Raw genomic sequence first — 25454 nt, 5'->3', positions numbered from 1 at the left:
CGATCGGGTTCTGCCCACTCGTCGCTCAGCCTAAGTGACAGGGAATCGCCTCGTTCCCTGTCACGTGGGCCGGACGACGTCTCAGCGGAACCGACATCGAGAGAGGCCGTCATGACCACGATCACCGCCGCCCGCACCAAGCCCCGCACCACGCCCCGCGCCCGCCTCGCCGCCGCGGCCGTCGCCGGCCCGCTCTGGACCGTCGTGTCGCTGGGGCAGGCGTTCACCCGCGAGGGCTACGACATCACCCGGGAACCGCTGAGCGTCCTGAGCAACGGCGCGCTGGGCTGGGTGCAGATCCTGAACTTCGTCGTCGCCGGCGTGCTGCTGCTGATCGGGGCGGCCGGGTTCCGGGCGGCGCTGCCCGGCGTCTGGGTGGCGCGGCTGGTCGCGCTGGCCGGGGCCGGGATGATCGGGGCCGGGATCTTCGTGATGGATCCGGTCGGGGCGCCGCTGTCCGGGTCGAGCTACGGCCACATGCTGGCCGGTACGACGACGTTCACCGCGCTGATCGCGGCCTGCTACGTGCTCGCGCGTCACTACCGCTCGGGCCGGGACACCGCGGCGTCGCTGATCGCCGGTACCGCGCTGCTGGTCGGCGACGGGTGGGCGATGAGCGGCGCGCCCGGAGGTTCGCTCGCGCTGGCCGTCGGGGCGATCACCGCGCTGCTGTGGGTCTCGCTGGCGGCCGCGCGGCTGCGCTGACTCCATCCAGAACGGGCCGTTCACGCGAACGGCCCGTCCGGCGACGGTGCCGGGGCGACGATGGCCCGATGACTCGTATCGAGACCACGCGCCGGATCGCCGCCCCGGCGGATCGGATCTTCGCGTTGATCAGCGACCCGCACGGACACGTGGCCATCGACGGCTCCGGGATGCTGCTGGCCGCGCCGGACGCGCGGCCGATCGGCGCGGTCGGCGACACGTTCGTCATGAACATGGACCGCGAGCCGCTCGGCGACCTCCCGATGGGGAAGTACACGGTGAAGAACACCGTCGTCCGGTTCACGCCCGGCGTCGAGGTGGCCTGGCAGCCCGGCGCGGTCGACCGGTCGCCGATCGGGCACACCTACGGCTACCGGCTCGCCGCTCTGGACGGCGGCGCGACCGAGGTGACGTCGTACTGCGACTGGAGCGGAGCCCACCCCAAGCTGCTGGCCGCGCTGACCTGGCCGATCGTTCCGCTCAGCGCGCTGGAGAAGTCGCTGGAGAACCTGCGCAGGCTCGCCGAGGACCGGTCAGGCGCGTAGCGGGCGGCCGTCGCCGTCGGTGGGGGAGCCGGCGAGCAGCATGATGCCGTCGATCACGAACCAGAGCCACCCGGCCGCGTAGACGACGAAGAACAGCAGCGGCAGCACCAGGAACGAGCCGCAGATCGCGAGCCAGAACGACCCCCAGCCGAGCACGGTGGTGACGAGCTGGACCGTGCCCATCACCGAGTGCCCGGCGTAGAGGCGGCCGATGCCGCCGAGGCCGAGGAAGAAGCCGGGCAGGAGCTGCAGGAGCCCCGCGGCCAGCTTGCTCTTGTCGGAGAACGGCCGGCCGGACCTCGGGTCGATGCCGAAGGCCGCCCCGGTGTAGGTGGGCGGGTGGGGAACCGGGTAGGCGGGCTGCTGCCCGTACGGCTGCATCCCGTACGCCGGCTGGGCCGAGTAGGGCTGGGCCGAGTAGGGCTGCGCCGAGTACGGCTCGGGGTGGGTCGGATCCGCGTACGGTGCCCCCGCGTACGGTGCGCCACCGGTGTACGGCGTCCCCGAGTACGGCACCCCCGAGGGCGGCGGCTGGATCCCGTACTGCTGTCCCGACGAGGGAGGAGCCGACGCCGGGTCGGTCGGGTACCACGGATCGTGGTTCGACCGGTCAGCGGGACCCGGGAGCGGCAAAGTCATACCCGGCACGGTATCGCCCGGTCGCATCCCGGGTCACTCGCCGTAGTGGTCGTCCCCGGCGGCCCGAACGCGTGAGGCCGGACCACTCGACTCCGCCCCGCACCGACCGATGACACGGTAGTGAGACGCGTGTGGTGGGCCGGACCGCGTCCATCGGTGATCGCGTCCGGACCGGCGATGGCCCGGCTGGCCTCGGTCTGTTACCTGACCGGTGGGCTGGTCGGTTTCCTGACCGCGTGGCTCGTCCCGGCCTGGAGCGATCGGACCGCCGCGCTCATCGTCTCGACGGTGGCGCTGCTGGCCGGCGTCGCGACCGCGCTGTTCGGCGCCCGGCTCTCGGTACGCGTGTTCTACGTCCTGGTGTTCCTGACGCTCGGCCTGCTCGCGGTGCAGATGTCGATGCAGCGGGGCCACGCGGAGGCCGTCGCCGCCGCGCTGCTGCTGCCGCTCGTCTCGATGTTCGTGCACGCGTTCTACGACAACCGGTCGTGTCTGGTCGTCGACGCGGCGGTGCTGGTGCTGCTCGTCGTGGCCGGGGTGGCCTGGCACGCGCTGCCGGTGGCGATCGTCGGGACGCTGGTCTGCGTCAACGCGGTCGTCGCCGCGGTCACCGGCTGGCTGGTGCAGACCGCGGCCGAGGCGGAGACCGATCTGCGCACCGGGCTGCCGAACCGGCGCGGGCTCAACCGCGTGCTGCGCTCCGCGCTCGCCGCCGACCCGGACGGCGGTCCGCTGACGCTGGCGCTGCTCGACGTCGGGACGCTGGGCGCCGCGGCCGACGAGGGGGCGTTGCGCGCGCTAGCCGAGTCCTGGCGCGCCGTGGCCGCCCCGCCGACCGTGCTCGCGCGCTACGGCGACACGTCGTTCGCCGTGCTCGTGCGCGGCGGCGCCCCGGTGGTCACCGACCTGCTGGAGCGGCTCCGGGCCGTCTCCGGAGGATGCCCGGCCGGTACCGCCCACCGGGAGCGCGGCGACGATCTCGCCGCGCTCGTGGACCGGGCCGAGGGTGCGCTGTCCGAGGCCCGCCGGGCCGGCGGCGCCGCGACCGTGCACCACGACGACACCTCGGGGCTGGCCGCGACGTTCGAGGCCGCGCTGGCCGCGGGCGAGTTCAGCGTGGCCTACCAGCCGATCGTCGCCGCGGCCGGCGGTCACGTCACCGGCGCGGAGGCGCTCGTCCGCTGGTCGTCCCCGGCGTGCGGCCCGGTGGCCCCGGACGACTTCATCCCCGACGCCGAGCGCTGCGGGTTCATCCGGACGCTCGATCGCTGGGTGCTGCGCACGGCCTGCCGCACGGCCGCGTCCTGGCCGACCGGCGTGCCGTCGAAGATCACCGTGAACGTGTCGGGCCGGGAACTCGACCAGCCCGGCTACTACGACGACGTCGTCGCGGCGCTGGCCGAGTCCGGGCTGGCCGCCGGGCGCCTGGTCCTGGAGGTCACCGAGAGCACGCTGGACGCCGACGCGGCGGCCGCCCTCGACGTCCTGCGCCGGTTGCGCACCCTCGGGATCCGGATCGCGATCGACGACTTCGGCACCGGCTACTCGTCGCTCAGCCGCCTGCATCGCCTGCCCGCCGACGTCCTCAAGATCGACCGGTCGTTCGTGGCCGAGCTCGGCGCCGAGGAGCAGGAGGCCCCGATCGTCGCCGCGATCATCGCGCTGGCGCGGACGTTGGGTCTGCGGACGGTGGCCGAGGGCGTCGAGGACCGGCACCAGGCGGAGCTGCTGCGCCGCTTCGGCTGCGACGAGTTCCAGGGCTGGCTCTACGGGCGCGCCGGTGAGCCGGAGCGGATCGCGGCCGCGCTGGACCGCGGCGCCGGGTACCCGGTCCTGGTCGGTGACCGGTGAGCGGCGAACCGACGGACCTCCGCTCCGACCGGGTCTTCCGGCGCGCGCTGGGGATCGGCGTCGGCTGGCTCGTCGTCTACGCCGGTTTCACCGCGGCCGGTCAGCAGCGGCCGGAGCTCGCGAAATTCACCGCGAACGTGCTCTACCTGGTGCCGATCGCCGCGGCCACGGTGACCGGGGTCCTGGCGGCGTGGCGGCGCAGAAGGGGCAACCGCACCGGCCGGGCCTGGACGGTGTTCGCGACCTCGGCGGCGTTCTGGCTGACCGGGGAGGTGATCTGGACCTACTCCGCCTACACCGCGCCGGACGACGACCCGGCCGCTCTCGCCGACGTGTTCTACCTGGTGAACGGCTTGCTCGTCCCGGTGGGATTCGCGGTGGTGTTCGGCCGTCGGCAGCGCCGCTCCGAGCAGGCGCGCCGCGCGTCGCTCGACGTGCTGCTGGTGACGCTCGGCCTGGCGACGCTGGGCTGGCAGACGCTGGTGCTGCCCCAGCTCGCCGACGCCCCGGCCGGCCTGACCGGGTTCATCACGATCGCCTACCCGCTGACCGACGTCGTGATCCTGGTCTGCCTGGTGTCGCTCGGCCTCTCCGGCTACGAGCGGCTGCCCGCGTCGCTCCGGCTGGTGGGCTGGGCCTACCTCGTCACGGTCGTCGACGACGTCGTCTACTCCTATCAGACGATCGACGGCTCCTACGGCGACGCGAGCTGGGTCAACGCCGGGTACGAGCTGTCGGCGGTGACGCTCGCGCTGGCCGGGCTGGCCGCGGCCCGGCGGGCGGAGGAGGATCCGCGCCCGGTGGTGCTCGGCCGGGACGTGACGATCGTGCCGCTGCTCGTCGCGGCCGCCGCGGCCTGGGCCGTGGTCGCGATCCAGATCGTCGGGGCGGGCATCCCGTTCCTGCCGGTCGTGGTCGCGGCGGTGATCGTCGCCGGGTTGCTGCACCGCCAGCTCGTGGTCACCAACGACCGCACCCGGCTGGCCCGGGAGCTGCGTGACGCGCTCGCCGAGCAGGCCCGGCTGGCGGTCACGGATCCGCTCACCGGGTTGCACAACCGGCGCTACCTGCAGGACGCCCTGAACCGCGAGGTGGCCCGGTCGCGCCGGGCCGGTGCGCCGCTCAGCCTCGTCGTGCTCGACCTCGACCACTTCAAACGGATCAACGACACGTTCGGCCACGACGCCGGGGACGCGGCGCTCGTGCAGACCGCCGAGCGGCTGCGTACCGTGGCCCGGTCCGGGGACGTCATCGCCCGCCACGGCGGCGAGGAGTTCGCCTGGCTGCTGCCGGACACGACGATCACCGGCGCCGCCGAGCTGGCCGAACGGCTGCGGTCCGCGCTGGCCGGTGCGCCGATCGACCTCCCCGAGACCGGCCCGCTCGAGGTGAGCGGGTCGCTCGGTGTCGCGGCGCTGCGTGCGGGCGACCACGGCCAGGCGCTGTACCGGGAGGCCGACCGCGCGCTCTACCGGGCCAAGGACGGCGGACGCAACCGGGTCGCGGTCGCGTCGCCGGCCGAGCCGATGACGGTGTGAGGGCTCAGTGCGCCGAGCCGCCGGTCGCGAGCTTCATCAGGTCCGAGTCCAGGTCGATGGTGAGCTCCGCGCCGCCGGCGCTGCCGAACTCGTGCTGGTAGTTGTGCCAGGACTCGTCGCGGATCGCGGCGGCGAAGCCGCTCTCCATCAGCACGACGAGCTCGAGCGCCGCGCGGTCGATCCGCTTGTTCAGCGCCGGGTCGTTCCAGTCCTCGGTCGAGGCGAACAGGGCCGTGGGCACCGGCACCGTGCGCAGGTAGGCGAAGAGCGAGCGCAGCTGGTCGTCGACGACGAGCGCGTGCCGGGCCGTGCCCGCGGTCGCGGCCAGCACGACCGGCTTCGCGATCAGCAGGTCGTTGTCGAGCACCTGGAAGAACGAGGTGAACAGGCCGCTCGCGCCGGCCTTGTAGACCGGGGTGCTGGCCACGACGCCGTCGGCCTCGGCCAGCGCGGCGATCGCCGCCCGCAGTTTCGGGCCGGTCAGCCCGGAGATCATCGCGGTCGTGATCTCGGTCGCGAGCTGGCGCAGGTCGACGACCGTGACCGTCACCGAGGAGCCTCGGCCGGCCGCGATCGTGGTGGCCCGCGACGCGGTGCGGTCGGCGAGCAGCCGGGTCGACGACGGGTCGCTGGTACCGGCCGTCACGACGACGAGCGAGAACGTGGTCATGCGAGTTTCCTGCCGATCGCTTCGAGGTGGTGCAGTTCGTCTTCGGTGAGCCGGTCACGCAGCGCGCGGGCGACGCCGCGCGCGTGCCGCCGGCCGATCCGGTACTGGAGCTCCCGGCCGGCCGCGGTGAGCGCGAGGCGGACGCCGCGGCCGTCGGCCGGGTCCGGGCACCGCTCCACGAGCCCCTTCCCGACCAGCCGGTCGACCAGCCGGGACAGCGCCGGCTGGCTGAGCAGCACGTGGTGCGACAGCTCGCCGATGCGCTGCGGCTCCGGGCACTTCGAGAGCGTGTAGAGCACGTCGTACTCACGCATCGCGAGGCCCTCCCAGACGTCCTCGGCCGCGAACTGTTTCATCAGCCGCGCGTGTGCGCCGAGGAGGGCTTCCCACGCTCCGTTCGCGGTCATCAGCTCGCGAGCGCCGAGTCCTGGTAGGGCGAGCCACCGGTGACGTTGTCGCCGCGGTTCGCGTTCGGGCGCGGCTGGCGGGCCGGTCCGTCGCCGTACTTGGCCTTGACCAGGCCCGCGTGCGTGGGGGCCTCGGCGACGCCCGGCGCGCGCCGCGCGGCCAGCTCCTTGCGCAGCACCGGCACGACCTCGCCGCCGAGCAGCTCGAGCTGGTCGAGCACGGTCTTGAGCGGCAGGCCGGCGTGGTCGACGAGGAACAGCTGACGCTGGTAGTCACCGAAGTGCTCGCGGAAGGTCAGCGTCTTGTCGATGACCTCCTGGGGGCTGCCGACGGTCAGCGGCGTCTGCTCCGCGAAGTCCTCCATCCGCGGCCCGTTGCCGTAGACCGGGGCCTCGTTGAAGTACGGGCGGAACTCCTTGACCGCCTGCTGCGACCGCTTCGCGATGTACGCCTGACCCCCGAGGCCGACGATGGCCTGCTCCTCGGTGCCGTGGCCGTAGTGCGCGTAGCGCTGGCGGTAGAACTTGATCAGCCGCATGTAGTGCTCCTTCGGCCAGAAGATGTGGTTGGCGAAGAAGCCGTCGCCGTAGTAGGCCGCCTGCTCGGCGATCTCCGGGCTGCGGATCGAGCCGTGCCAGACGAACGGCGGCACGTCGTCGAGGGGCCGCGGCGTGGACGTGAAGCCCGAGAGCGGCGTGCGGAACTTGCCCTCCCAGTCGACGACGTCCTCGCGCCACAGCCGGTGGAGCAGGTTGTAGTTCTCCAGGCCCAGCGGCAGGCTCTGGCGGATGTCCTGGCCGAACCAGGGGTACACCGGCGCGGTGTTGCCGCGGCCGAGCATCAGGTCCATCCGGCCCTTGGACAGGTGCTGCAGCATCGCGTACTCCTCCGCGATGCGCACCGGGTCGTTGGTCGTGATCAGCGTCGTCGACGTCGTGACGATCAGCTTCTCGGTGAGCGCCGCGATGTGCGCGAGCAACGTCGACGGCGCGGACGAGAAGAACGGCGGGTTGTGGTGCTCGCCGATCGCGAACACGTCGAGCCCCACCTCTTCGGTCTTCTTGGCGATCTGCACGACCGCGTCGATCCGCTCGGCCTCGCTCGGCGTCTCGCCCGAGACCGGGTCGCGAGTGATGTCGCTGACCGAGAACACCCCGAACTGCATGGCCGTCTCACTCTCAGTAAAGGTTCATGCGTTTGCATGCATCACAACGGCAGGCCCCCCGCGACTATTCCGAGATGCCTGAGACCTGGGTCTCAGTACGCGAGTAACGCACTGAGCAGCGAATACACCGCTCCGGACGCCAGTGCGACCCCGGTCGGGGCTCCGGTGACCGCGCTCGGCGCCAGGTCGCGGGACCGGGCGATCGGCACCGCCGCGAGCGACGCCGCCGTGATCAGCACCCCGACCACACCGATGACCGCGTAGTCGAACACACCGGCCACGGGGAACAGGTGGACGCCCACCACGAACGCGACCCACACCGGGATCCACCGGGACCGGCCGGTCAGGGCCAGGGCGACGGCGCCGATCGCCGCCGCGCCGAACTCGATCCCGACGACGATGCCGAACGTGCGGCCGCCGTCGGCGCCGAGCGCGGTGCCGTCGTCCCAGTGGGTGAGCGCGGTGGCCAGCCCGCCGGCCGAGGCCAGGCCACCGACGATCGAGCCCGCGACCAGGTACGGCTTCCAGCCTTTCGGCGGCGCTTCCTGGGCCCAGCCGAACCAGCCCATCGCGAAGAATCCGAAGATGGCCGCGGTCATGGCCGCGTCCCGCAAATACTCGGCGTTCATGCTGCTCTCCCCGTGTTTCGGCGCCCGAGCGCCGGGCTCGGACCGTAGCAGGGGTTTTACCGGCCGCCGCTTGCGGATACCTGAGGACCGAGGGCCGGAAAGGCACGGCGAGCCGACGCGGGGAGAACGACGTGAGCACGAATCTCGTAATTCTGATGGTGCTGCTGGTCGGCTACGCGGTGTTCCAGTTCGGTCGCTCGCTCCGCGACGAGACCGTCGTTCCGCATTGGACGACGGCCGCGGCGATCGGTACGGCGGTGCTGCTGCTCGAGGGGCATGCGCTCACGGTCCTGCTGAACGGCTCGGTGGGCTGGACCTATCAGCTGCTGGGCATCGCCGGCTTCGCGCTGATCGGCCCGGCGACGATCGCCTGGGCGATCGTCGGCGGCCTGTGGTTGCGTCACAAGGCCCACCGCGTGCACCGCCCGCGGCACGCGGCCACCGGCGTGCGCACGGTCACCAACTAACGGATGTCCTGCCGGCCGAGGTCGAGCCACCCGTTCGGCCGGGCGGTACGCACGACCACCACCCAGACGAGCCCGGTCCCCAGCGCCGCGCTCAGATAGGCGAGCGGGAACCAGCCGGGAACGACGTCGCCGAACGCGCCGAGCGCCTCCGGGAGCCGGAAGCAGCCGAACACGAACACGCAGGCGGTGACGATCGCGCCGACGCTCGCCGCGGTCACCTGCCCCTCCCAGCCGAAGAACCCCGACTCGACGTCGTCGCGGCGCAGGAACCAGGCCGCGGCGGCCAGCGACGCCACGCACAGCACCGCGAGCACGCCGAGCCCGCCGGTCACCGCGAGCGCGAGGCCGACGCCCCGGTCGTCGGTGAGAATCGCGACCATCGCCGCCACGGTGCTCAGCGTGAGGCCGGTGACCTTCGCCGGGAGCGTCGGCGTGCTGGTGCCCCGGGCCGCGAAGCTCCGCGGCAACACGCCCTCGGCGCCGAGCGCGGAGAGCTGCCGGGAGAGACCGGAGTGCAGCGCCGCCATCGAGGACACGATGCCCAGGAACAGCGCGGTGAGCAGCAGCTCGGCGGTCCGCTCCAGGTGCTCGGGCGCGACCAGCCCGCCGACGACCGCGAGCACGAACGACCCGGTGTCGCTCAGCCCCTTCGTGTCGGCCGCGCTGAGTCGGGCCAGGAGGACCGCCTGCTCGGCACCGGTGGCCGTGCTCAGCGCCCAGCCGCTGAAGACCAGCACGAGGGTGGTGAGCGTGTACCCCAGGAGCGTGGCGATCGGCACCGTGCGTTCGGGCCGGACGACGTCACGCGAGTACGTGCCGCCGGTCTCCGAGCCGATGTACGACGTCATCGACAGGCAGAGCGCGAGCCCGAACGAGCCGGTCAGCAGCCAGCCCGGATCCAGGCTCGCGGTCGTCACCGCCCCGCCCGCCGGTTCGCGCAGCGCGGCGACGTCGAGCCAGCCGATCGCCGCGAGCTGCACGACGGCCAGCCCCGAGAGCACCCGCAGCATGATCCGCAGCGGCAGCGCGGCGAGCCCGGCGGCCAGCACGGCCCCGGCGATCGCGCCGGCCACCAGTGGCGGCTCCCAGCCGAACAGCAGCGTGCCGAGCTGGGAGAAGCTCTGTCCGGAGTAGATGAGCACGACCGCGGTGACCGACACGTACGAGGCGATCAGCACCGCCGACGCGACGAGTGCCGGCGTGCGGCCCAGCCCGTGGGCGATGAACGCGTAGACGCCGCCGCGGTGGTGGATCCGGCGGGCCATACCGCCGTACCCGAGCGCGACGATCAGCATCAGCAGTCCGGCGATGAGGAACACCAGCGGGGTCGCGACGACGCCGCCGATCTGGTAGCTGCCGGAGACCGTGCTCCAGACCAGCAGCAGCGGCGCGTGGGTCATGACCAGCAGCAGGGTCAGGTGGCGTATCCCGAGCGGCGGCCGGGGTCTGGAGCGGCGGGCGGGAGCGCTGACGGACGTGTCCGTGGACATGATGTTCCCTCGTCGTCGTCGACCGGCGTGAACCCGGGTTAACTTACGGCAGCTCGAGGGGGAGCACGGGGGAAATCGGTCAGCCGGCCAGCGCGGCGGCGAGCAGACGCGGCCAGACCCGCGCGGCCAGCTCCTCCGGGGTGCCCGGGGCGTCGCCGCGCAGCCAGCCGACCGCCGTGCCGACGATCGCACCGGCGATCAGCGCGTGCAGCGGATCGCCGGGCGGCGACTCGGTGACGCGGGCCGACGACCGCGCCGCGAACCGCAGGTTGACCGTGGTCGCGACGCGCAGCCGGTCGAGCAGGTGGCTCAGCACCCGGGCGCTGCCGTCCGGCCCCAGCAGCGACCGGTACAGCTCGGCGTGCGTCCCGAAGTGGGTGTAGACCGGCACCAGCGGGTTGTCGGCCGGTTCGGCCTCGTCGACCAGGCCCGGGTCGGCCAGCGGCAGCCCGGCCACCAGTTCGTCGAACAGATCGGTGCAGGCGGAGGCCGCGAGGTCGTGCACGTCGACGTAGTGCTCGTAGAAGGTCGACCGGCTGACCCGTGCGTGCTTGGTGATGTCGGAGACCGAGATCTGCGCGAGGTCCTCGGTCCGGACGAGCTCGAGCAGCGCGTGCTCCAAGGCGCGCCGTGAACGGCGCGCCCGCGGATCCTTGGCCGGCGCCCCCATACCGCGATCGTAGGAGATCGCTCGCCGTCAGCCGGAGCGCACACGCATCGGGAGCGTCTCCCAGCCGCGGACGGTGGAGGTCGACGACAGTGTCGCGGACGCGAGGTCGACGTCCCAGTGGGGGAAGCGCTTCAGCAGTTCCTCCAGCGCCACCCGGCCTTCCAGGCGGGCCAGCGTGTGGCCGAGGCAGAAGTGGATGCCGCCGCCGAACGCCAGGTGCGGGACGCCGCGGCGGTGGACGTCGAACGCGTCCGGGTTCTCGAAGCGCTCCTCGTCGCGGTTGGCCGACGCGAGGATCGCCATCATGACGCTGCCGGCCGGGATCTCGACGCCGCGCACGGCGTGCGCACGCGTGACGTAACGGCACATGAAGTGCCCCGGCGCCTCCATCCGCAGCACCTCCTCGATCGCGCCGGGGATCAGCGCGGGGTCGGCGACCAGCTCCGCGCGTTGATCGGGGTGCTCGGCCAGCAGCTTCGCCGTCCAGCCGATCAGCCGGCCGGTGGTCTCGTTGCCCGCGCCGGCCAGCACGGTCACGTACAGCACGACCTCCTGGCGGGTGAGCGTGCGCACCGTGCCGGACTCGTCGGTGAACTCGGCCCGGAGCAGCTGGCTGATGATGTCGTCGGAGAGGTTCGCCGCGCGCCAGTCCACGTAGGAGGCGAACGCCTCGCCGTCGAGAAGCGTCTGATCGGCGCTCATCGGTGCGCCGGCCTCGGTGCGCAGCGAGTCGTCGACCGCGTCGCGGACAGCCTCCTGTGCGGACTCGGGGATGCCGAGCAGCATGCCGATCGCCCGCATCGGCACCTGGGCACCGAGCTCGGCGATGACGTCGAACTCGGCCCGGCCGACGAGGGGGTCGAGCGAGCGCGCGCAGAACTCCCGGATCCGCGGCTCCAGCGCCATGACGTGCTTCGGCGTGAACACGCGCGAGAGCAGCCGCCGGTGCAGCGGGTGCACCGGCGGGTCCTCGAAGATCAGCACGCCGGAGGGCACCTCGAGGTCGGCCTGGATCAGCTCGAGGATGTCACCCTTGGCGCTGCTGTAGGTCTCGTGGTCCTGCAGGACGGCGGCCACGTCGGCGAACCGGCTGACCGCGTAGAACCCGAGTTCCTCGTTGCGGTAGAGCGGCGCCTCGTTCCGTAACCGCTGGTAGACGGGGTAGGGGTCGGCCACCGTGTGCTCGTCGTATGGGCTGAAGTGCACGGACGACATCGCAGTCTCCTGACTTCTCCGACACTTGTCGGAGAAGTTACACGATCGGCGAGCGGCCGCGGAGGTGTTCGAAGATCAGGTTCGTCTCGGTCATCGCGACGTCGCGGGAGGCGCTCAGGTTCTCGACCACGAAGTCACGCAGGTCGTCGGCGGACTCGGCCGCCAGGTGCACCTGGAAGTCGTTCGCCCCGGCCAGGAAGAACACGTTGAGGACGCCGGGCAGGGCGGCGATACCCGCGCCGAACTGCCGGATCCGGGTACGGGCGTGCGCGGCCAGGCGCACGGAGATGATCGCCTGCAGCGGGCGGCCCAGCGCCGCGGGCGACAGATCGGCGTGGAAGCCGAGGATCGCGCCGGCCTCCTGGAGCCGGCGGACCCGCATCAGGCAGGTGGACGGCGCGACGCCCACCTGGGCGGCGAGCGTGCTGTTGGGAAGGCGGGCGTCGTCGGCGAGCGCACGCAGGATCTGCCGGTCGACGTCGTCGAACTCGGGTCGAAGGTTGTTCATGTGCTGGCCTCTCGGTCGGGCTCCCTCCGAATGATCGGACAGAATCCGGGCCTGCGCCGAATAATCTTTCGTGCTTACCCGCCGTCGCCGAAGTAGTTGACACCATTTTCCTACTTCCCCGGCGAACCAGGAGTCTTCTCATGCGGGTCGCAGTCCCGAGCGAGGTCAAGAACCACGAGTACCGGGTCGCACTCACCCCGGCCGGCGCGCAGGAGCTCGTGCGCCGCGGTCACACGGTGTTCGTCCAGCGCGGCGCGGGCGCCGGGTCGGCGCTCCCCGACGAGGACTACCTGGCCGCCGGAGCCAAGATCGTCGACACCGCCGACGACGCCTGGGCCGCCGGCGACCTCGTGCTCAAGGTCAAGGAGCCGATCGAGTCCGAGTACGCGCGGATGCGTGAGGGACAGGTGCTCTTCACCTACCTGCACCTCGCCGCGTCCCGCCCGTGCACCGACGCGCTGCTCGAGCGCGGGGCCACGTCGATCGCGTACGAGACCGTGCAGCTGGACTCGGGCGCGCTGCCGCTGCTGGCCCCGATGAGCGAGGTCGCCGGTCGGCTCGCCCCGCAGGCCGGTGCCTACCACCTGATGCGTGCCGGTGGCGGCCGCGGCGTGCTGCTGGGCGGCGTGCCCGGCGTCGCGCCGGCGAAGGTCGTCATCCTGGGCGCCGGGGTGTCCGGGATGAACGCCGCGGCGATCGCGGTGGGCATGGGCGCCTCGGTGACGCTGCTCGACCTGGACATCGAGAAGCTGCGTGCCGCCGACCGGCTCTACGCCGGGCGGCTGACCACCGTCGTGTCGAACTCGTACGAGATCGAGCGCGCCGTGCTCGACGCCGACCTGGTGATCGGCGCCGTGCTGGTGGCCGGGGCGAAGGCGCCCAAGCTGGTCTCCAACGAGCTGGTCTCGCGGGCCAAGCCCGGTTCGGTGTTCGTCGACATCGCGATCGACCAGGGCGGCTGCTTCGAGGACTCGCGTCCGACCACGCACGCCGAGCCGACGTACGCGGTGCACGACTCGGTGTTCTACTGCGTCGCGAACATGCCCGGCGCGGTGCCGGCGACCTCCACCCACGCGCTGGCGAACGTGACGCTGCCCTACGCGCTGGCGCTGGCCGACCAGGGCTGGCGCGACGCGCTGCGCGCCGACGCCGCCCTCGCCCGCGGCCTCACCACGCACGCCGGTCAGCTGACGTCCGCGCCGGTCGCCGCCGCCCACACCCTGCCGTCGGTCTCCCCGGAGTCGGTCCTCGCCTGAGCGCGTCCGCGGCCATCGGGGGGAAATCGGTGGCCGCTCCATCGGGGCGCGGCATCCGGGAGCCGCTCCCCGGCGAAGCCCCGGTCCGCAGTCGCGGACCGGGGCTCGCTCATGCGTCGGGTCGTTTTCGAATTCGCAGCAGTATGAATCCGCACGGTTCCGCTGATCACCATCGGGTGCGCCACAACGGTGTGTCGATGAGGGAGCTGATCGTGTGTCGGAGCGTTCCGGCGGATCCATCGGCCGGCGGATCGTCCGCACGCTCGCGTTACCGATCGCCGCGGTCGTCGCCCTGCTCGCCGTCGTCGCGGTCGCCCAGGTCGGAGACGTCCGGTCGGCGGCGGCGACCTCCCGGGCGGTCACGCTCGGCCTCGCCGTCCAGGACCTCGTCCAGGAGCTGCAGACCGAGCGCGGCGTCACGGCCGGTTTCCTCGGCGGCAACGCGGGCTTCCGCGCCGAACTGACCCCGGTCCGAAGACGCGTCGACGCCCGGCGCGCCGAGGTCACCGCCCTGACCGGCGGCGGCGACCGTTCGCTCGCCCGCGCGTTACGCGCCCTCGACGGTCTGGCCGGGATCCGCGCGGGTGCCGACTCCGGATCCGCCCCCCGCGCCCCCGCGTTCGCGTTCTACACCGCGCGGATCGCCGCGTTGACCACCGTCGACATCGGGTTCGAGGGGGCGTCCGACGCGACGCTGCGCCGCGAGGTGGCCGCGCTGCAGGCGCTGACCGAGCTCACCGAGGCCACCGCCCAGGCCCGCGCGATCCTCAACGGGGTGTTCTCGGCCGGCGGGTTCCGCGGCGGCGAGTTCCTGCAGTTCGTCACGGCCCGCTCGACCGCCGACGCCGCCGCCGGCGCGTTCGCCCGGCACGCCGGCCCCGCCGCCCGCGACGGGCTGCGCTACCTGTTCGACACCGGCGCCGCCCGCGAGGCCGTGCACTTCCAGGCCCTGGCGCTCGGCGCCGGCGACGGCCGCTACCTGCAGGTGAACCCGCAGTCCTGGTGGTCGGCGCTGACCACGGTGCTCGACGACCTGCGTCAGCTGCGTCAGCACGTCGGATCGGTGATCCAGGCCCGGGCCGACACGCTGCGCGACTCGACCGTGGCGCGGATGGCCGGCCTGCTCGGTGCAGCGCTGCTGGCGCTGCTCGGGTCGGTGTACCTGGCGGTGCGTGCGTCGCGGTCGATCGCCCGCCCGCTGGCCGCGCTGGCCGGCGAGGCCGACCGGCTGGCCACGACCCGGCTCCCGGCCGCGGTCCGCCGGGCCGCGGCCGGACAGGACACGACACCACCGTCGGTCGGTGTACCGGCCGAGGCCACCGACGAGGTGCACCGGGTCGCGGCCGCGTTCGACCGGGTGCAGGCCACCGCGCACGCGCTCGCGGTCGAGCAGGCCCGGCTGCGCCGCAGCAGCGCGGAGTCGCTGGCGAACCTCGGGCGCCGCAACCAGAACCTGCTGCGCAGGCAGCTCGGGTTCATCAGCCGGCTCGAACGGGAGGAGTCGGACCCGGCGGGGCTGGCGAACCTGTTCGAGCTCGACCACCTCGCGACCCGGATGCGGCGTAACGCGGAGAGCCTGCTGGTGCTGGTGGGGGCGGCGAGCCCGCGCCAGTGGTCGGACCCGCTGCCGGTGACCGACGTCATCCGGGCCGCGGTGAGCGAGGTGGAGGAGTACCGGCGGGTGGTGCTGCGCCGGGTCGACGACGTGCTGGTGTCCGGGGCGGTGGTGAGCGGTGTCGCCCACGCGCTGGCCGAGCTGATCGAGAACGGCTTGTCGTTCTCGCCGCCCGACGTCGAGGTGGAGATCCACGGGCGGCGGTTGCCCGACGGGTACCTGATCGCGGTGTTCGACCAGGGGGTCGGGCTCGGGGCGGCCGAGCTGGAGCGGGCGAACGAGCGGCTGCGTGGCGACGGGGACTTCATCACCGCGCCGGCGCGGTTCCTCGGGCACTACGTGGTGGGGCGGCTCGCGGTGGAGCTGGGGTTCTCCGTGCAGCTGGCGGCGTCGCCGGTGACCGGGGTGACGGCCCGGGTGATGTTGCCGGCGAGCGTGCTGGCCGAGGCCCCGGCCGTGCCGGTGGTCCTGCACCGCTACGCGCTCCCGGTCGAGGGGGCGCCGCCGGCCCCCGCGCTCGCCGGGGGCCCGCCCTCACGGGCGGAACGGCTCGCGCGCGCGGCGACCGCCGAGGCGGTCGTCCGGGCCCGCGGCCGGGGCCACTCCGACGCCGCCGCGGCCCTCGACGGACCACACCTCCCGGCCGCCGCCGTGCCCGGCGCGAGCGAGGACTTCGCGCCGGTCGGAGCCGAGGTCGCGGCGGTGCCGGGGCAGCGGGACGGGGGCGTGGCGCTGTACGCCGTCGACGGCGACGGCGAGCGCACCCGCAACGGGCTGCGCAAGCGGACCCCGCGGGCCCGCACACCGGTCGCGCCGGCCGCACCGGTGGGGGAGCGGCCCGCGCTCCTCGAGGAGTCGCCCGGCGCCCTGCGGGCCCGCCTCTCCGCCTTCCGTGACGGCGTCCACCGGGGAACCTCAAGGAGCGACAGTGAGCGTTGACACCTCCGCCGACCGGCACCGGTTCAACTGGCTGCTCGGCAACTTCGTCCACCAGACCGACGGTGTCCGCGACGCGGTGGCCGTCTCCTCGGACGGGCTGCTCGTCGCCGCCTCGGACGGCCTCACCCGCGCCGAGGCCGACCAGCTGGCGGCCATCGTCTCCAGCCTCGCGAGCATCGCCCGCAGCGCGTCGCGCCGCTACGACTTCGACGGACTCAAGCTGATCATGATCGAGATGCGGCGGGGCTTCCTGCTCGTCTCGGTCATCGCCGGCGGCAGCTGCCTCGGCGTCGTCGCCGGCGGCCAGAGCGACCTGGGCCTCGTCGGCTACGAGATCTCGCTGCTCGCCGACCGGTTCGGCGCCCTGCTCACCCCGGCGCTGATCGCGGAATCCCGCCAGAACTTACCGAGATGAACGCGGACGACGATCTGGTCCGCCCGTTCGTGCTCACCGGCGGCCGCACCCGGCCCCGCCAGGAGGGGCTGCGGATCGAGACCCAGCTGCACGCGACGCCGGCGGCGCTGGCCGCGCCGCTGCGGTTCGAGTCGCGCCGGATCGTCGAACTCTGCCAGGCCCCGAAGTCGCTGGCCGACCTGTCGGCGGCGCTCCGCGCGCCGCTCGCCGTCGTGCGGATCCTCGTCGCCGATCTGGTGGCCGACGGGCATCTGCTCGTCGACGAGCCGCTCACCGACGTGACTCCCGCCCTGATGAGGAGGATCAGAGATCGTGTTCGAGCGCTCTAGCGGGTCACCCGCACCACCGCTCGCCGTCAAGATCGTCGTCGGGGGCGGGTTCGGCGTCGGCAAGACGACGTTCGTCGGCGCGATCAGTGAGATCGAGCCGCTGATCACCGAGGCCGAGATGACCGACCGCTCGATCGGCGTCGACGACACGACCGGCGTCAGCGAGAAGACCACGACGACCGTCGCGCTGGACTTCGGCCGCATCACGCTCGACGAGGCGCTGCTGCTGTACCTGTTCGGCACCCCGGGCCAGGACCGCTTCTCGTTCCTCTGGGACGACCTGGCCGACGGGGCGCTGGGCGCGGTCGTGCTCGTCGACACCCGGCGGATCGAGGACTGCTTCGCGACGATCGACTTCGTCGAGGACCGCGGGCTGCCGTTCGTGGTCGGGGTCAATGTGTTCGAGCCGCTGACCCGGTTCGAGCTCGCGGAGGTGCGCGAAGCGCTGGGAGTGGAGGACGACGTGCGGCTGGTCGAGTGCGACGCGCGGCGACGCGAGTCGGTGAAGGGCGTCCTGGTGGCGCTCACCGAGGAAGTGCTGGCGCGACGGCTGGCGGGGGCGTCGTGGTGAGGGCGGTGGTGCTGTTCCTGGTGCTGGCCGTGGCGGGGTGCGGTGCGACCGCGGCGGTGTCGCCCCCGCCGGGCGCGGTGCCGCGGGCGCCGTGCCGCACGGTCTCGATCGCGGTGAATCCCTGGGTGGGCTACGCCGCGAACGTCGCGGTCGTGCGGTACCTGCTCGAGCACGAACTCGGGTGCACGGTGATCGAGCGGAAGCTCACCGAGGTGGCGTCCTGGGAGGGCATCGCCGCCGGCACGGTCGACGTCGTCCTGGAGAACTGGGGCCACGACGACCTCAAGAAGAAGTACATCGACGACCGGAAGGTCGCGGTCGAACTGGGGCTGACCGGCAACCAGGGGATCATCGGCTGGTACGTGCCGGCCTGGCTGGCCCGGGAACATCCCGGCATCACCGACTGGGTGAACCTGAACCGGTACGCCGGGCTCCTCAATGGTGTGTTCCTCGACGGCGACCCGTCGTTCGTCACCAACGACGCCGCACTGGTGCGGAACCTGAAGCTGAACCTCACCGTCACCTACGCCGGTAGCGAGGCGAAGCTGATCGACGCGTTCCGCGCCGCCGAGGCCGGCCGCACGCCGCTGATCGGCTACTTCTACGAGCCGCAGTGGTTGCTCTCCGAGGTCGACCTGGTGCGGGTGCGGCTGCCGCGCTACACACCGGGCTGCGACGCCGACCCGAAGACCGTCGCGTGCGACTACCAGCCCTACGACCTGGACAAGATCGGCCGGAAGGCGTTCGTCGACTCCGGATCGCCGGCGGCGTCGCTGATCAAGAACTTCACCTGGACCAACGCCGACCAGAACGCGGTCGCGCGTGACCTCACGGTCGGCCGGATGGCTCCGGACGCGGCCGCGAAGCGCTGGCTCGACGCCCATCCGGCGGTGTGGAAGCGATGGCTTATATAAGTCGATGCTGATACTCTGGGCGCCGTGCATGCGTTCGACGTCCTCGGCGACCCGGTGCGGCGCCGGATCCTGGAGCTGCTCGCCGACGGTGAGCAGCCCTCCGGCGCGATCACCGACGTCGTCCGGGGCGAGTTCGGAATTTCCCAGCCGGCCGTGTCCCAGCACCTGAAAGTGCTCCGGGAGAACGGGTTCGCGACCGTGCGCCCGGACGGCGCGCGCCGGCTCTACGCGGTCGACGCGACCGCGCTGCGTGCCGCCGACGACTGGCTGGGGCAGTTCCGGAGGTTCTGGCGACCGCATCTCGACGCGCTGGCCACCGAGGTGGCCCGCGGTAAACGACAGCGACGACAAGCGGAGTGATCCCGGATGCCTGACGAGAACGAGCAGATCGACGCCGTGACCCGCGGGTTGTCGAACCGCGAGGTGGACGGGCGGACGGCCAAGGTCGCGACGATCGACCAGGTCTACGCCACCGACATCGACGATCTGTGGGAGGCGGTCGCCACCGCCGAGCGGATCCCGCGCTGGTTCCTGCCGATCTCCGGCGAGCTGAAGCAGGGTGGTCACTACCAGCTGGAAGGGAACGCCGGCGGCACGATCACCGCGTGCGACAAACCGCACTCCTACGCGGCGACGTGGGAGTTCGGTGGCATGGTCAGCTGGATCACCGTGCGGCTCACGCCCGCGGGGGAGGGGCACACCCGGTTCGAGCTCGAGCACGTCGCGCACGTGGACGACGCGCTCTGGGAGCAGTTCGGGCCCGGCGCGACCGGGCTCGGCTGGGAGATGGGGCTCTGGGGCCTGGTGAACCACCTGGCCGACCCGACGTCGACACCGGCGGATCCGGCCGCCGCGGCGGCGTGGGCGGCGTCGCCGCGGGGCAGGGCGTACCTGGAGCGCAGCAGCGAGGCCTGGGCCGAGGCCGCGATCGCGGCCGGCGACGACCCCGAGGCGGCCCGCGCCGCGGCCCGGCGCACGTACGAGGCCTACACCGCCGAGTCCTGATCGGCCCCGCCCGGCGCCGACCGGTGGTCGGCGCCGGGCGAAGGCTAGCGACGGCTCGTGCGGCGGCCGGTCGTGCGGCGGTACCAGGGTGACGGGGTGGCGGCGGCGCGGCGTTTGCGGCGCACCAGCGCGGCCACGACGGCCACCGCCGCGGCGCCGGCCACGCCCGCGGCCCGGGTGCGGCCGGGTTTCTTCGACGGGCCGGTGGCCTCGGCGGTCGGCGTGTCTCCGGGCACGGGCACTAAGACTTCGGGTGCCTTGGACGGTGGCGACTGGGTCATGGCTGCTCCTTGCGCAGGACGCCCCGCGGGGCGTCGCCGATCGACGGACGGGACGCCCCGGTTGCGCTCCGCAGTGATCGGACTACCCAGAGCAATGCCGCTCTAACGCGCGGCGCGCCGGCGGCCCGGCGCTCAGGCCGGAGTCGCGCCGGTGATCGGACCGGCGGCCGGGGTCGGCTCGGCCGCGGACTCCGGCGCGGGAGCGGGGTCGGTGGGTTCGGGCTCGGCGTTGGGCTCGGCGTCCGGATCGGGATCCGCGAGCTGCTCGCGGATGTAGTTCCAGATCACCGCGATGATCGCCGCCACCGGCACCGCCAGCAGGCTGCCGACGATCCCGAACAGGCTTCCGCCGAGCGTCACCGCCAGCAGCACCACCGCGGCGTGCAGGCCGAGCCCGCGCGACTGCAGCATCGGCTGGAAGATGTTCCCCTCCAGCTGCTGCACGAGCAGGATGATCGCCAGCACGATCAACGCGTCGGTCAACCCGTTGAACACCAGCGCGATCACCACGGCGACGAACCCGGCGAACACCGCACCGACGATCGGGATGAACGCCGCCACGAACGTCAGCACCGCGAGCGGCAACACCAGCGGCACGCCCACGATCCACAGTCCGACGCCGATGCAGATCGCGTCGAGCAGGCCGACCGCGGCCTGGGAGCGGACGAACGACCCGAGCGTCAGCCACGACCGCGCGGCCACCGTCGGGACGTCGGTCGCGAGCCGGCCCGGCAGCTGGCGCTGCATCCACGGGACGAACTTCGGCCCGTCCTTGAGGAAGAAGAACATCAGGAACAGCGCCAGCACGATCGTGATCAGCCCGTTCGTGATCACGCTGACACCGGTCAGCGCGCCGCTCGCGATGCTGCCCGCGCTGTCCTGCACCCGCGAGGTCACCGTGTCCAGGGCCTTGCTGATCTGGTCGTCGCTGATGTTCAGCGGCGGTCCGGAGGCCCAGTCACGCAACCGCCCGACACCGTCGACGATCCCGTCGGCCAGGTCGCCGGACTGCGCCGCGACCGGGAGCGCGATCCCGACGATCGTCCCGATCGCGAGCAGCAGGAAGCCGATCGTGACGGTGGACGCGGCCAGCGCCGGGTGCCAGCCGTGCTTGCGCAGGAACCGGGTCGGGGGCCAGGTGAGCGTGGTGATCAGCAGCGCCACCACGAGCGGCCAGAGGATCGACCAGGCCTTGCCCAGGATCCACAGCGTCACCCAGGTCATCAGGAGGAGGAGGAGCACCTGCATCGAGATCCGCGCCGAGTTGGAGAGCGCGGCCCGGGTCTTCGACGAGCTCAGCATGGGGCTCACCTTAGGAGTGACGCCTGCTCCGCCGGTGAACGCCTGGCCGAATTCCCGTCGTACCTCCGAGATCCACCGCTGCGTCGCCGACCGCCGCGCGGCGGCGGGATGAGGTGGGGCGGGGCCACGGCGGTGGATGCGTGGCCCTACGATCACTCGGCGTGGAGCAGACTTCGGCGCTCGTGCGCGATCTGACCGATTCCGAGCAGAACGAAGCCGTGCTGACCGGCGCCGGTGACCACGGCCCCGCGGTGGCCGCGGAGGCCGCGGCGGTGGCCCTATCGCGGGAGCGGCTCGCCGCGGTCACCGGCCCCGTGCACCTCACGGTGGTGTGGGCGATGTACGGGGAGACCGGGCGGATCGTTCCGCGCTCGGAGCACCCGCACGGCGAGGACTTCGTGCGGGCCAAGGTGCGCCAGCTCGACTGGCTCACCGCCGGGCTACCCGGCGTCACCTGGAGCATCGTCGCGTGCGACGACGGGTGCCCGGACGATCCGAGCAGCGCCGACGTGATGGCCGGCATCGTCGAGGCCGAGGGGTACCCGGCGAGCGGGCACCGCAGCGTCCGGGTGATCCGGCTGGCGGAGCGGCTCGGCACGCCGATCAGCCCGGAGTTCGCGGGGCTGACCTCCACCGACCAGTCACGCAAGGGCGGGTCGATCCTGGCCGCGCTGGCCGACGCCGTCGCGGCCGGGCCGGAGCACCGGCACGTCGTCGCCTACACCGACGCCGACCTCTCGGCCAACCTCGCGCAGCTCGGTTCGCTGATCGCGCCGATCGCCGGCGGCGCGGTCGCCACCCTCGGCCAGCGCTACGGCCTCGAGGGCGCCGTGCTGGTGAAGCCGGACGGCCCGTCGGTCGAGCCGCAGAGCACCGGCGACAAGCCCGACAAGCTGATCGTCCTCTTCCGGCACTACGTGCGTGCGCTGCTGATCCCGTCGCTGGCGCACGTGCTCGACACCCAGGCCGGCTTCAAGGCGTTCGACGCCGACGCGCTGCGCCCGGTGCTGAGCGAGATGACGTCGTTCAACGAGACGTTCGACGTCGAGCTGCTCATTCACCTGGCGCAGCGCTACGGGGCCGGGTCACTCGCGGTCGAGCCGATCGTGTTCACCGAGGACTTCGCCGCGACGAACTTCCCCTCGGTGGACCCCGGCGCCCGCCACCTCGCGATGGTCAAGCAGGTCGTCGACCTCTACGACCGCTTCGTGGCGCCGGTCGAGCCGGTGACCGGCGAGGCCGCCGAACTCCTGACGCTGGTGCGCGACCTGGACCTCGAGGGCTACGTGCGCCTGATCGAGACGCTGCGGGCCGAGGACGCCGGCGACCCGACCCTCTTCGACCGCCGCTGGCCGGTCGCGCACCTGCGCTCAGCCGTGTGAGTCGCCGGCGCCGCCCACGACCGTCACACCGGCGGCGAACTCGGCGATCCGGTCGGCGCCCCAGTGCAGGCTCGGCGGGATCTGCACGTCGACCCAGCGACCGGAGGCGGTGTCCTGGTACGTCAGGATCTGCGTGCCGCCGCCGGCGTCGGCGCGGTAGTACCCGGTGACGCTGCCGATCGGGACCGGGGTGCCCTCGCGCAGCGACTCCGGCGGGGTGTCCGACGACGTCGAGAGCACCGCGATCTTGTCGAGGAACGAGTTCGGGTCCTTGTCCTTCGCGTCCTTCGGCGCGATCACCAGCGACGACGGGGTGCCGCCCTGGATCTCCCAGCCGTCGGGCACCTGGGCGACCTTGTAGCCCTTGGGCTGCTTGCCGGTATACGCGACGAGCGTCACCTGCTGGGTGACCGGTGCGGGCGCCGTCGTCGTCTCCTGGACGACGGTCCTGGCCAGGTCGGTGGTCCGGTCGTCGTCGCCGGTGGCGCCGGAACCGAGCAACACGGCCCCGCCCCCCACCAGCAGCGCGGCCGCGGCGAGGCCGCCCACGAGCGCGGTGCGGCGGCGGACCAGGTGCCGGTGTCCGCGGGCGACGTCCTCGCTGGGGTCAACAGTCATCGGAGTGGACTCCTCGTTCAGAGCTTCGGCGAGCAGGCGCTTGATGTCGTTCATCGGGTGGTCTGCCCTTCTGGAGTGAGGAGGTGCCGCAGCTTGGCGACCGCCTTCGCGTTCTGCGATTTCACGGTCCCCTGGGTGCATCCGAGCCACTCGGCGGTCTGTTCGACGCTCAGGTCGAGCCAGTGCCGGAGCACGATGACCGCACGCATCTTCGGGGGTAACGAGGCGAGCGCGCTTCGCACCGCGTCCCCGAGATCGTCGTCGGCGATGGTGACGGTGACTTCCGGTGGCAGCGCCACCGACCGTTCACGCCGCCACCACGGCCGCCGGCTTTCGTCGATGTGTGCGTTGACGATGCTTCGGCGGACGTAGGCGACCGGATGGTCGCTGGAACGCACCCGGCTCCAGGCCGTGTAGGCCCGGACCAGGGCGGTCTGCACCAGATCCTCGGCCCGGTGCGGATCGCCGCTGCTGAGCAGGCGGGCGGTCCGCATCAGGTCGACGCGGTGCTCCCGAACGAAGCCGGCGAACTCTGCGTCCAGTGTTCGTCGATGCATGGGCACCTCCTTCGCCCGGATGGACGAACGGCGCCCTCGCGGGGGTTGTCCGGTCCCGAAACTATTTCGCGCGGATCACTTCGTACAGTGCGGTCCAGCCGTCGCTGCCGTGCCCGGCCGCGATCGCCCGGTCGTACTGCGAGCGCACGGCCTCGGCCAGACCGGTGTCGACGCCGGACGCGGCCGCGGTGCGCACGACGTGATCGGCGGTGGCACCCATCATCCGGGCGGTGCTCAGCGCTCCGGGATGGTCCCCGGTGTCGACCCGGCGGGCGATCTCCGCGCCGTCGCCGACCATCGCCGGGGTGAGCGCGAGGAACTCCAGGGCACTGGGCAGGAACCGCGCGGCCGGGACGCCGGAGGCCGTGACCAGCGCCGTCGCGTGCAGCAGGCCGGACAGCGCGGTGAGGAAGACGTCCAGGTACGCCTGGTAGAACAGCTGCGCCAGGCCGGGATCCGCGCCCAGGTACCGCGGTTCGCCGATCACCCGCAGGACGTCCTCGTAGGCCCGGAACACCTCGGCCGGGCCGCTGTAGAGGACCGAGGCGCCGGGCGTGCCGACGACCGGGGCCGGCACCATCACCCCGCCGGTGAGGAACCGGGGGTACCGTGCGGCGGCCTCGCGGGAGGCGTCCGGGGTGTCCGAGCTGAGGTTCACGAGCGTCCGGCCCGCGAAGTCCCCGACGCCGGAGAGGATCGAGTCCATCGCCGGGTAGTCGGTGAGGCTCAGGACGATCAGCTCGCTCGCCGCGACCGCCTCGGCCGGGGTGGCCGCCACCGACACCGCGAGGCCGTCGGCCCGGGAGGCGGTGCGGTTCCACACCGTCACGTCGTGCCCGGCCGCGGAGAACGCCCCGGCCATCGCCCGGCCCATCGGACCCAGGCCCAGCACGGTGACGTTCACCGGGTGCTCCGCAGCGACTCGAAGAGGCGGGCGGTGCCGTGGTCGCCGAACCCGGCGTCGATCTGGCGCCGGACGTGCCCGGCCACCGGCGCCAGCACGTCGCCACCGACGCCCTGCTCGGCGGTGGCCCGGCGCAGCGCGGCCAGCGCGGTGTCGGTGAACCGCAGCGACTGCTGGCCGGGGCCCTCGTAGTCCCGGTCGTCGACGGTCGCCGCGTAGCCGGCCAGCTGCCCGGTCATCGCGGCCAGGAAGGGGACCTGGCGGGCCGCGAACGCGGACGCCTGCACACCCTCGGCGGCCAGCATCGCCGCCCCCTGCAGGAACCCGCCGATCATCGCGTACATGCCGGTCAGCATGGCCAGGTCGTAGACCGACGCCAGCCCGGCGTCGGTACCGAAGAACGTGCTCGCCCCCCACCGCTCCAGCAGCGCGCGGTGGGTCCCGTAGGCCTCGGCCGACCCGCTGTAGAAGATCTGTGCCCCCGGCCCGCCGATCATCTCGGGGACGGCCATGATCGCACCGTCCAGATAGGTGACCCCGTGCGTCGCGGCCCACCCGGCCAGCTCCCGCGATTCGGCGGGCGTCGTCGTGGTGAGGTTGACGACGGTGCGGCCGCGCACCGCGCCGGCCACCGGGTCGAGCACCTCGTGCACGGAGGCGTGGTCGAACAGGCAGACCACGATCGCGCCGTCGCCGGCGAGAGCCTCCGGCACGCTGCCGGCCACCGTCGTACCGGCCATCCGGCCGGCCCGTCCGGCGCTGCGGTTCCAGACCGTCACCGGCTCGCCCGCGGCCGTCGTCGTCGCCGCGAGTGCGCGGCCCATCGCTCCCAGTCCCAGGAATGTCGTGCTCATGGATTCGATCCT

At 72.7% G+C, this 25454-nt stretch carries 29 protein-coding genes; 14 read left to right on the top strand and 15 right to left on the bottom strand.

Annotated features, from left to right (window positions below; all coding sequences use genetic code 11):
- Positions 1–111: 111 nt before the first annotated feature.
- Together CRYAR_RS23560 and CRYAR_RS23555 are read left to right on the top strand one after the other, a co-directional pair.
- Positions 112–705 (top strand): DUF998 domain-containing protein, encoded by a 594-nt coding sequence (locus CRYAR_RS23560; protein ID WP_035855309.1) that lies wholly within the window; start codon positions 112–114, stop codon positions 703–705.
- 68 nt (positions 706–773) lie between these two features.
- Positions 774–1250 carry an SRPBCC family protein gene (locus CRYAR_RS23555; RefSeq protein ID WP_035855306.1) on the top strand — a complete coding sequence of 159 codons (477 nt, stop codon included), beginning with the start codon at positions 774–776 and terminating at the stop codon, positions 1248–1250.
- On the opposite strand, the gene CRYAR_RS23550 is transcribed toward CRYAR_RS23555, so the two are convergent.
- Complete coding sequence (locus tag CRYAR_RS23550) at positions 1239–1889, bottom strand: NINE protein (RefSeq protein ID WP_051570852.1); 651 nt, start codon at positions 1887–1889, stop codon at positions 1239–1241. The genes CRYAR_RS23555 and CRYAR_RS23550 overlap by 12 nt on opposite strands.
- Positions 1890–2045: 156 nt before the next feature.
- Between CRYAR_RS23550 and CRYAR_RS43515 the strand changes: the two genes are divergently transcribed.
- Both CRYAR_RS43515 and CRYAR_RS23540 read left to right on the top strand, forming a co-directional pair.
- Positions 2046–3740, top strand: coding sequence for a putative bifunctional diguanylate cyclase/phosphodiesterase (locus tag CRYAR_RS43515; RefSeq protein ID WP_157018006.1), 1695 nt, complete (start codon positions 2046–2048; stop codon positions 3738–3740).
- Positions 3737–5278 carry a GGDEF domain-containing protein gene (locus CRYAR_RS23540; protein WP_035855305.1) on the top strand — a complete coding sequence of 514 codons (1542 nt, stop codon included), beginning with the start codon at positions 3737–3739 and terminating at the stop codon, positions 5276–5278. The genes CRYAR_RS43515 and CRYAR_RS23540 overlap by 4 nt, the downstream gene beginning before the upstream one ends.
- Positions 5279–5282: 4 nt before the next feature.
- On the opposite strand, the gene CRYAR_RS23535 is transcribed toward CRYAR_RS23540, so the two are convergent.
- From CRYAR_RS23535 to CRYAR_RS23520, 4 genes are all read right to left on the bottom strand, one after another.
- A complete protein-coding gene (locus CRYAR_RS23535; RefSeq protein WP_035855303.1) occupies positions 5283–5948 on the bottom strand; it encodes a CE1759 family FMN reductase in 666 nt (221 codons plus the stop codon).
- Positions 5945–6304 (bottom strand): MarR family winged helix-turn-helix transcriptional regulator, encoded by a 360-nt coding sequence (locus tag CRYAR_RS23530; protein WP_211247603.1) that lies wholly within the window; start codon positions 6302–6304, stop codon positions 5945–5947. The genes CRYAR_RS23535 and CRYAR_RS23530 overlap by 4 nt, the downstream gene beginning before the upstream one ends.
- Before the next feature lie 50 nt (positions 6305–6354).
- Positions 6355–7521, bottom strand: coding sequence for an LLM class flavin-dependent oxidoreductase (locus CRYAR_RS23525; RefSeq protein WP_035855297.1), 1167 nt, complete (start codon positions 7519–7521; stop codon positions 6355–6357).
- A 92-nt stretch (positions 7522–7613) separates the two neighbouring features.
- Positions 7614–8150 carry a hypothetical protein gene (locus tag CRYAR_RS23520; protein WP_035855295.1) on the bottom strand — a complete coding sequence of 179 codons (537 nt, stop codon included), beginning with the start codon at positions 8148–8150 and terminating at the stop codon, positions 7614–7616.
- A gap of 131 nt (positions 8151–8281) precedes the next feature.
- On the opposite strand from CRYAR_RS23520, the gene CRYAR_RS23515 reads away from it, so the two are divergent.
- Complete coding sequence (locus tag CRYAR_RS23515; protein ID WP_157018004.1) at positions 8282–8617, top strand: hypothetical protein; 336 nt, start codon at positions 8282–8284, stop codon at positions 8615–8617.
- On the opposite strand, the gene CRYAR_RS23510 is transcribed toward CRYAR_RS23515, so the two are convergent.
- The 4 genes from CRYAR_RS23510 to CRYAR_RS23495 form a co-directional block, all read right to left on the bottom strand.
- A complete protein-coding gene (locus CRYAR_RS23510; protein ID WP_035855291.1) occupies positions 8614–10107 on the bottom strand; it encodes an APC family permease in 1494 nt (497 codons plus the stop codon). The two genes, CRYAR_RS23515 and CRYAR_RS23510, sit on opposite strands and share 4 nt — an antisense overlap.
- A 79-nt stretch (positions 10108–10186) precedes the next feature.
- On the bottom strand, positions 10187–10777 hold the full coding sequence (locus CRYAR_RS23505; RefSeq protein WP_035855286.1) for a TetR/AcrR family transcriptional regulator: 591 nt from the start codon (positions 10775–10777) through the stop codon (positions 10187–10189).
- A 27-nt stretch (positions 10778–10804) separates the two neighbouring features.
- Entirely contained in the window at positions 10805–11992 is a 1188-nt protein-coding gene (locus CRYAR_RS23500; RefSeq protein WP_035855284.1) for a cytochrome P450, read from the bottom strand.
- Between the two features lie 37 nt (positions 11993–12029).
- Complete coding sequence (locus CRYAR_RS23495; protein WP_035855281.1) at positions 12030–12500, bottom strand: Lrp/AsnC family transcriptional regulator; 471 nt, start codon at positions 12498–12500, stop codon at positions 12030–12032.
- Between the two features lie 140 nt (positions 12501–12640).
- Here CRYAR_RS23495 and ald point away from each other — a divergent pair, with 140 nt between their 5' ends.
- From ald to CRYAR_RS23455, 8 genes are all read left to right on the top strand, one after another.
- Positions 12641–13756, top strand: a complete 1116-nt coding sequence (gene ald, locus CRYAR_RS23490) for an alanine dehydrogenase (RefSeq protein WP_035855279.1) — start codon at positions 12641–12643, stop codon at positions 13754–13756.
- Positions 13757–13970: 214 nt separating this feature from the next.
- The gene (locus CRYAR_RS23485; RefSeq protein ID WP_051570850.1) at positions 13971–16310 is read left to right on the top strand and encodes a sensor histidine kinase; all 2340 of its coding nucleotides are present in this window, start codon (positions 13971–13973) and stop codon (positions 16308–16310) included.
- Positions 16300–16725, top strand: coding sequence for a roadblock/LC7 domain-containing protein (locus CRYAR_RS23480; RefSeq protein WP_035855275.1), 426 nt, complete (start codon positions 16300–16302; stop codon positions 16723–16725). Before CRYAR_RS23485 ends, CRYAR_RS23480 begins: the two co-directional genes overlap by 11 nt.
- A complete protein-coding gene (locus CRYAR_RS23475) occupies positions 16722–17054 on the top strand; it encodes a DUF742 domain-containing protein (RefSeq protein WP_035855272.1) in 333 nt (110 codons plus the stop codon). The genes CRYAR_RS23480 and CRYAR_RS23475 overlap by 4 nt, the downstream gene beginning before the upstream one ends.
- Positions 17038–17625 carry a GTP-binding protein gene (locus tag CRYAR_RS23470; protein WP_035855270.1) on the top strand — a complete coding sequence of 196 codons (588 nt, stop codon included), beginning with the start codon at positions 17038–17040 and terminating at the stop codon, positions 17623–17625. Before CRYAR_RS23475 ends, CRYAR_RS23470 begins: the two co-directional genes overlap by 17 nt.
- Positions 17619–18539 carry an ABC transporter substrate-binding protein gene (locus CRYAR_RS23465; RefSeq protein WP_035855267.1) on the top strand — a complete coding sequence of 307 codons (921 nt, stop codon included), beginning with the start codon at positions 17619–17621 and terminating at the stop codon, positions 18537–18539. The genes CRYAR_RS23470 and CRYAR_RS23465 overlap by 7 nt, the downstream gene beginning before the upstream one ends.
- A 24-nt stretch (positions 18540–18563) precedes the next feature.
- Entirely contained in the window at positions 18564–18899 is a 336-nt protein-coding gene (locus CRYAR_RS23460) for an ArsR/SmtB family transcription factor (RefSeq protein WP_035855266.1), read from the top strand.
- A gap of 6 nt (positions 18900–18905) precedes the next feature.
- Positions 18906–19544, top strand: coding sequence for an SRPBCC family protein (locus CRYAR_RS23455; protein ID WP_035855264.1), 639 nt, complete (start codon positions 18906–18908; stop codon positions 19542–19544).
- A 44-nt stretch (positions 19545–19588) separates the two neighbouring features.
- On the opposite strand, the gene CRYAR_RS23450 is transcribed toward CRYAR_RS23455, so the two are convergent.
- Complete coding sequence (locus CRYAR_RS23450; RefSeq protein WP_157018002.1) at positions 19589–19825, bottom strand: hypothetical protein; 237 nt, start codon at positions 19823–19825, stop codon at positions 19589–19591.
- Positions 19826–19957: 132 nt separating this feature from the next.
- The gene (locus CRYAR_RS23445; RefSeq protein WP_211247602.1) at positions 19958–21127 is read right to left on the bottom strand and encodes an AI-2E family transporter; all 1170 of its coding nucleotides are present in this window, start codon (positions 21125–21127) and stop codon (positions 19958–19960) included.
- 161 nt (positions 21128–21288) lie between these two features.
- On the opposite strand from CRYAR_RS23445, the gene CRYAR_RS23440 reads away from it, so the two are divergent.
- Positions 21289–22509 carry a glycosyltransferase family protein gene (locus CRYAR_RS23440; protein WP_035855260.1) on the top strand — a complete coding sequence of 407 codons (1221 nt, stop codon included), beginning with the start codon at positions 21289–21291 and terminating at the stop codon, positions 22507–22509.
- Here the strand turns inward: CRYAR_RS23440 and CRYAR_RS23435 are convergent.
- From CRYAR_RS23435 to CRYAR_RS23420, 4 genes are all read right to left on the bottom strand, one after another.
- Positions 22498–23181 carry a hypothetical protein gene (locus CRYAR_RS23435; protein ID WP_035855257.1) on the bottom strand — a complete coding sequence of 228 codons (684 nt, stop codon included), beginning with the start codon at positions 23179–23181 and terminating at the stop codon, positions 22498–22500. The two genes, CRYAR_RS23440 and CRYAR_RS23435, sit on opposite strands and share 12 nt — an antisense overlap.
- Positions 23178–23684 (bottom strand): SigE family RNA polymerase sigma factor, encoded by a 507-nt coding sequence (locus tag CRYAR_RS23430; protein WP_035855255.1) that lies wholly within the window; start codon positions 23682–23684, stop codon positions 23178–23180. Before CRYAR_RS23430 ends, CRYAR_RS23435 begins: the two co-directional genes overlap by 4 nt.
- Positions 23685–23745: 61 nt before the next feature.
- Positions 23746–24588, bottom strand: a complete 843-nt coding sequence (locus CRYAR_RS23425) for an NAD(P)-dependent oxidoreductase (RefSeq protein ID WP_035855253.1) — start codon at positions 24586–24588, stop codon at positions 23746–23748.
- Entirely contained in the window at positions 24585–25442 is an 858-nt protein-coding gene (locus CRYAR_RS23420) for an NAD(P)-dependent oxidoreductase (RefSeq protein WP_035855251.1), read from the bottom strand. Before CRYAR_RS23420 ends, CRYAR_RS23425 begins: the two co-directional genes overlap by 4 nt.
- Positions 25443–25454: the final 12 nt, after the last annotated feature.

The sequence above is a fragment of the Cryptosporangium arvum DSM 44712 genome (assembly GCF_000585375.1).
GTDB lineage: Bacteria > Actinomycetota > Actinomycetes > Mycobacteriales > Cryptosporangiaceae > Cryptosporangium > Cryptosporangium arvum.
The sequence above is the reverse complement of the archived record's forward strand: the minus strand, read 5'-3'. Positions and strand labels throughout refer to the sequence as shown.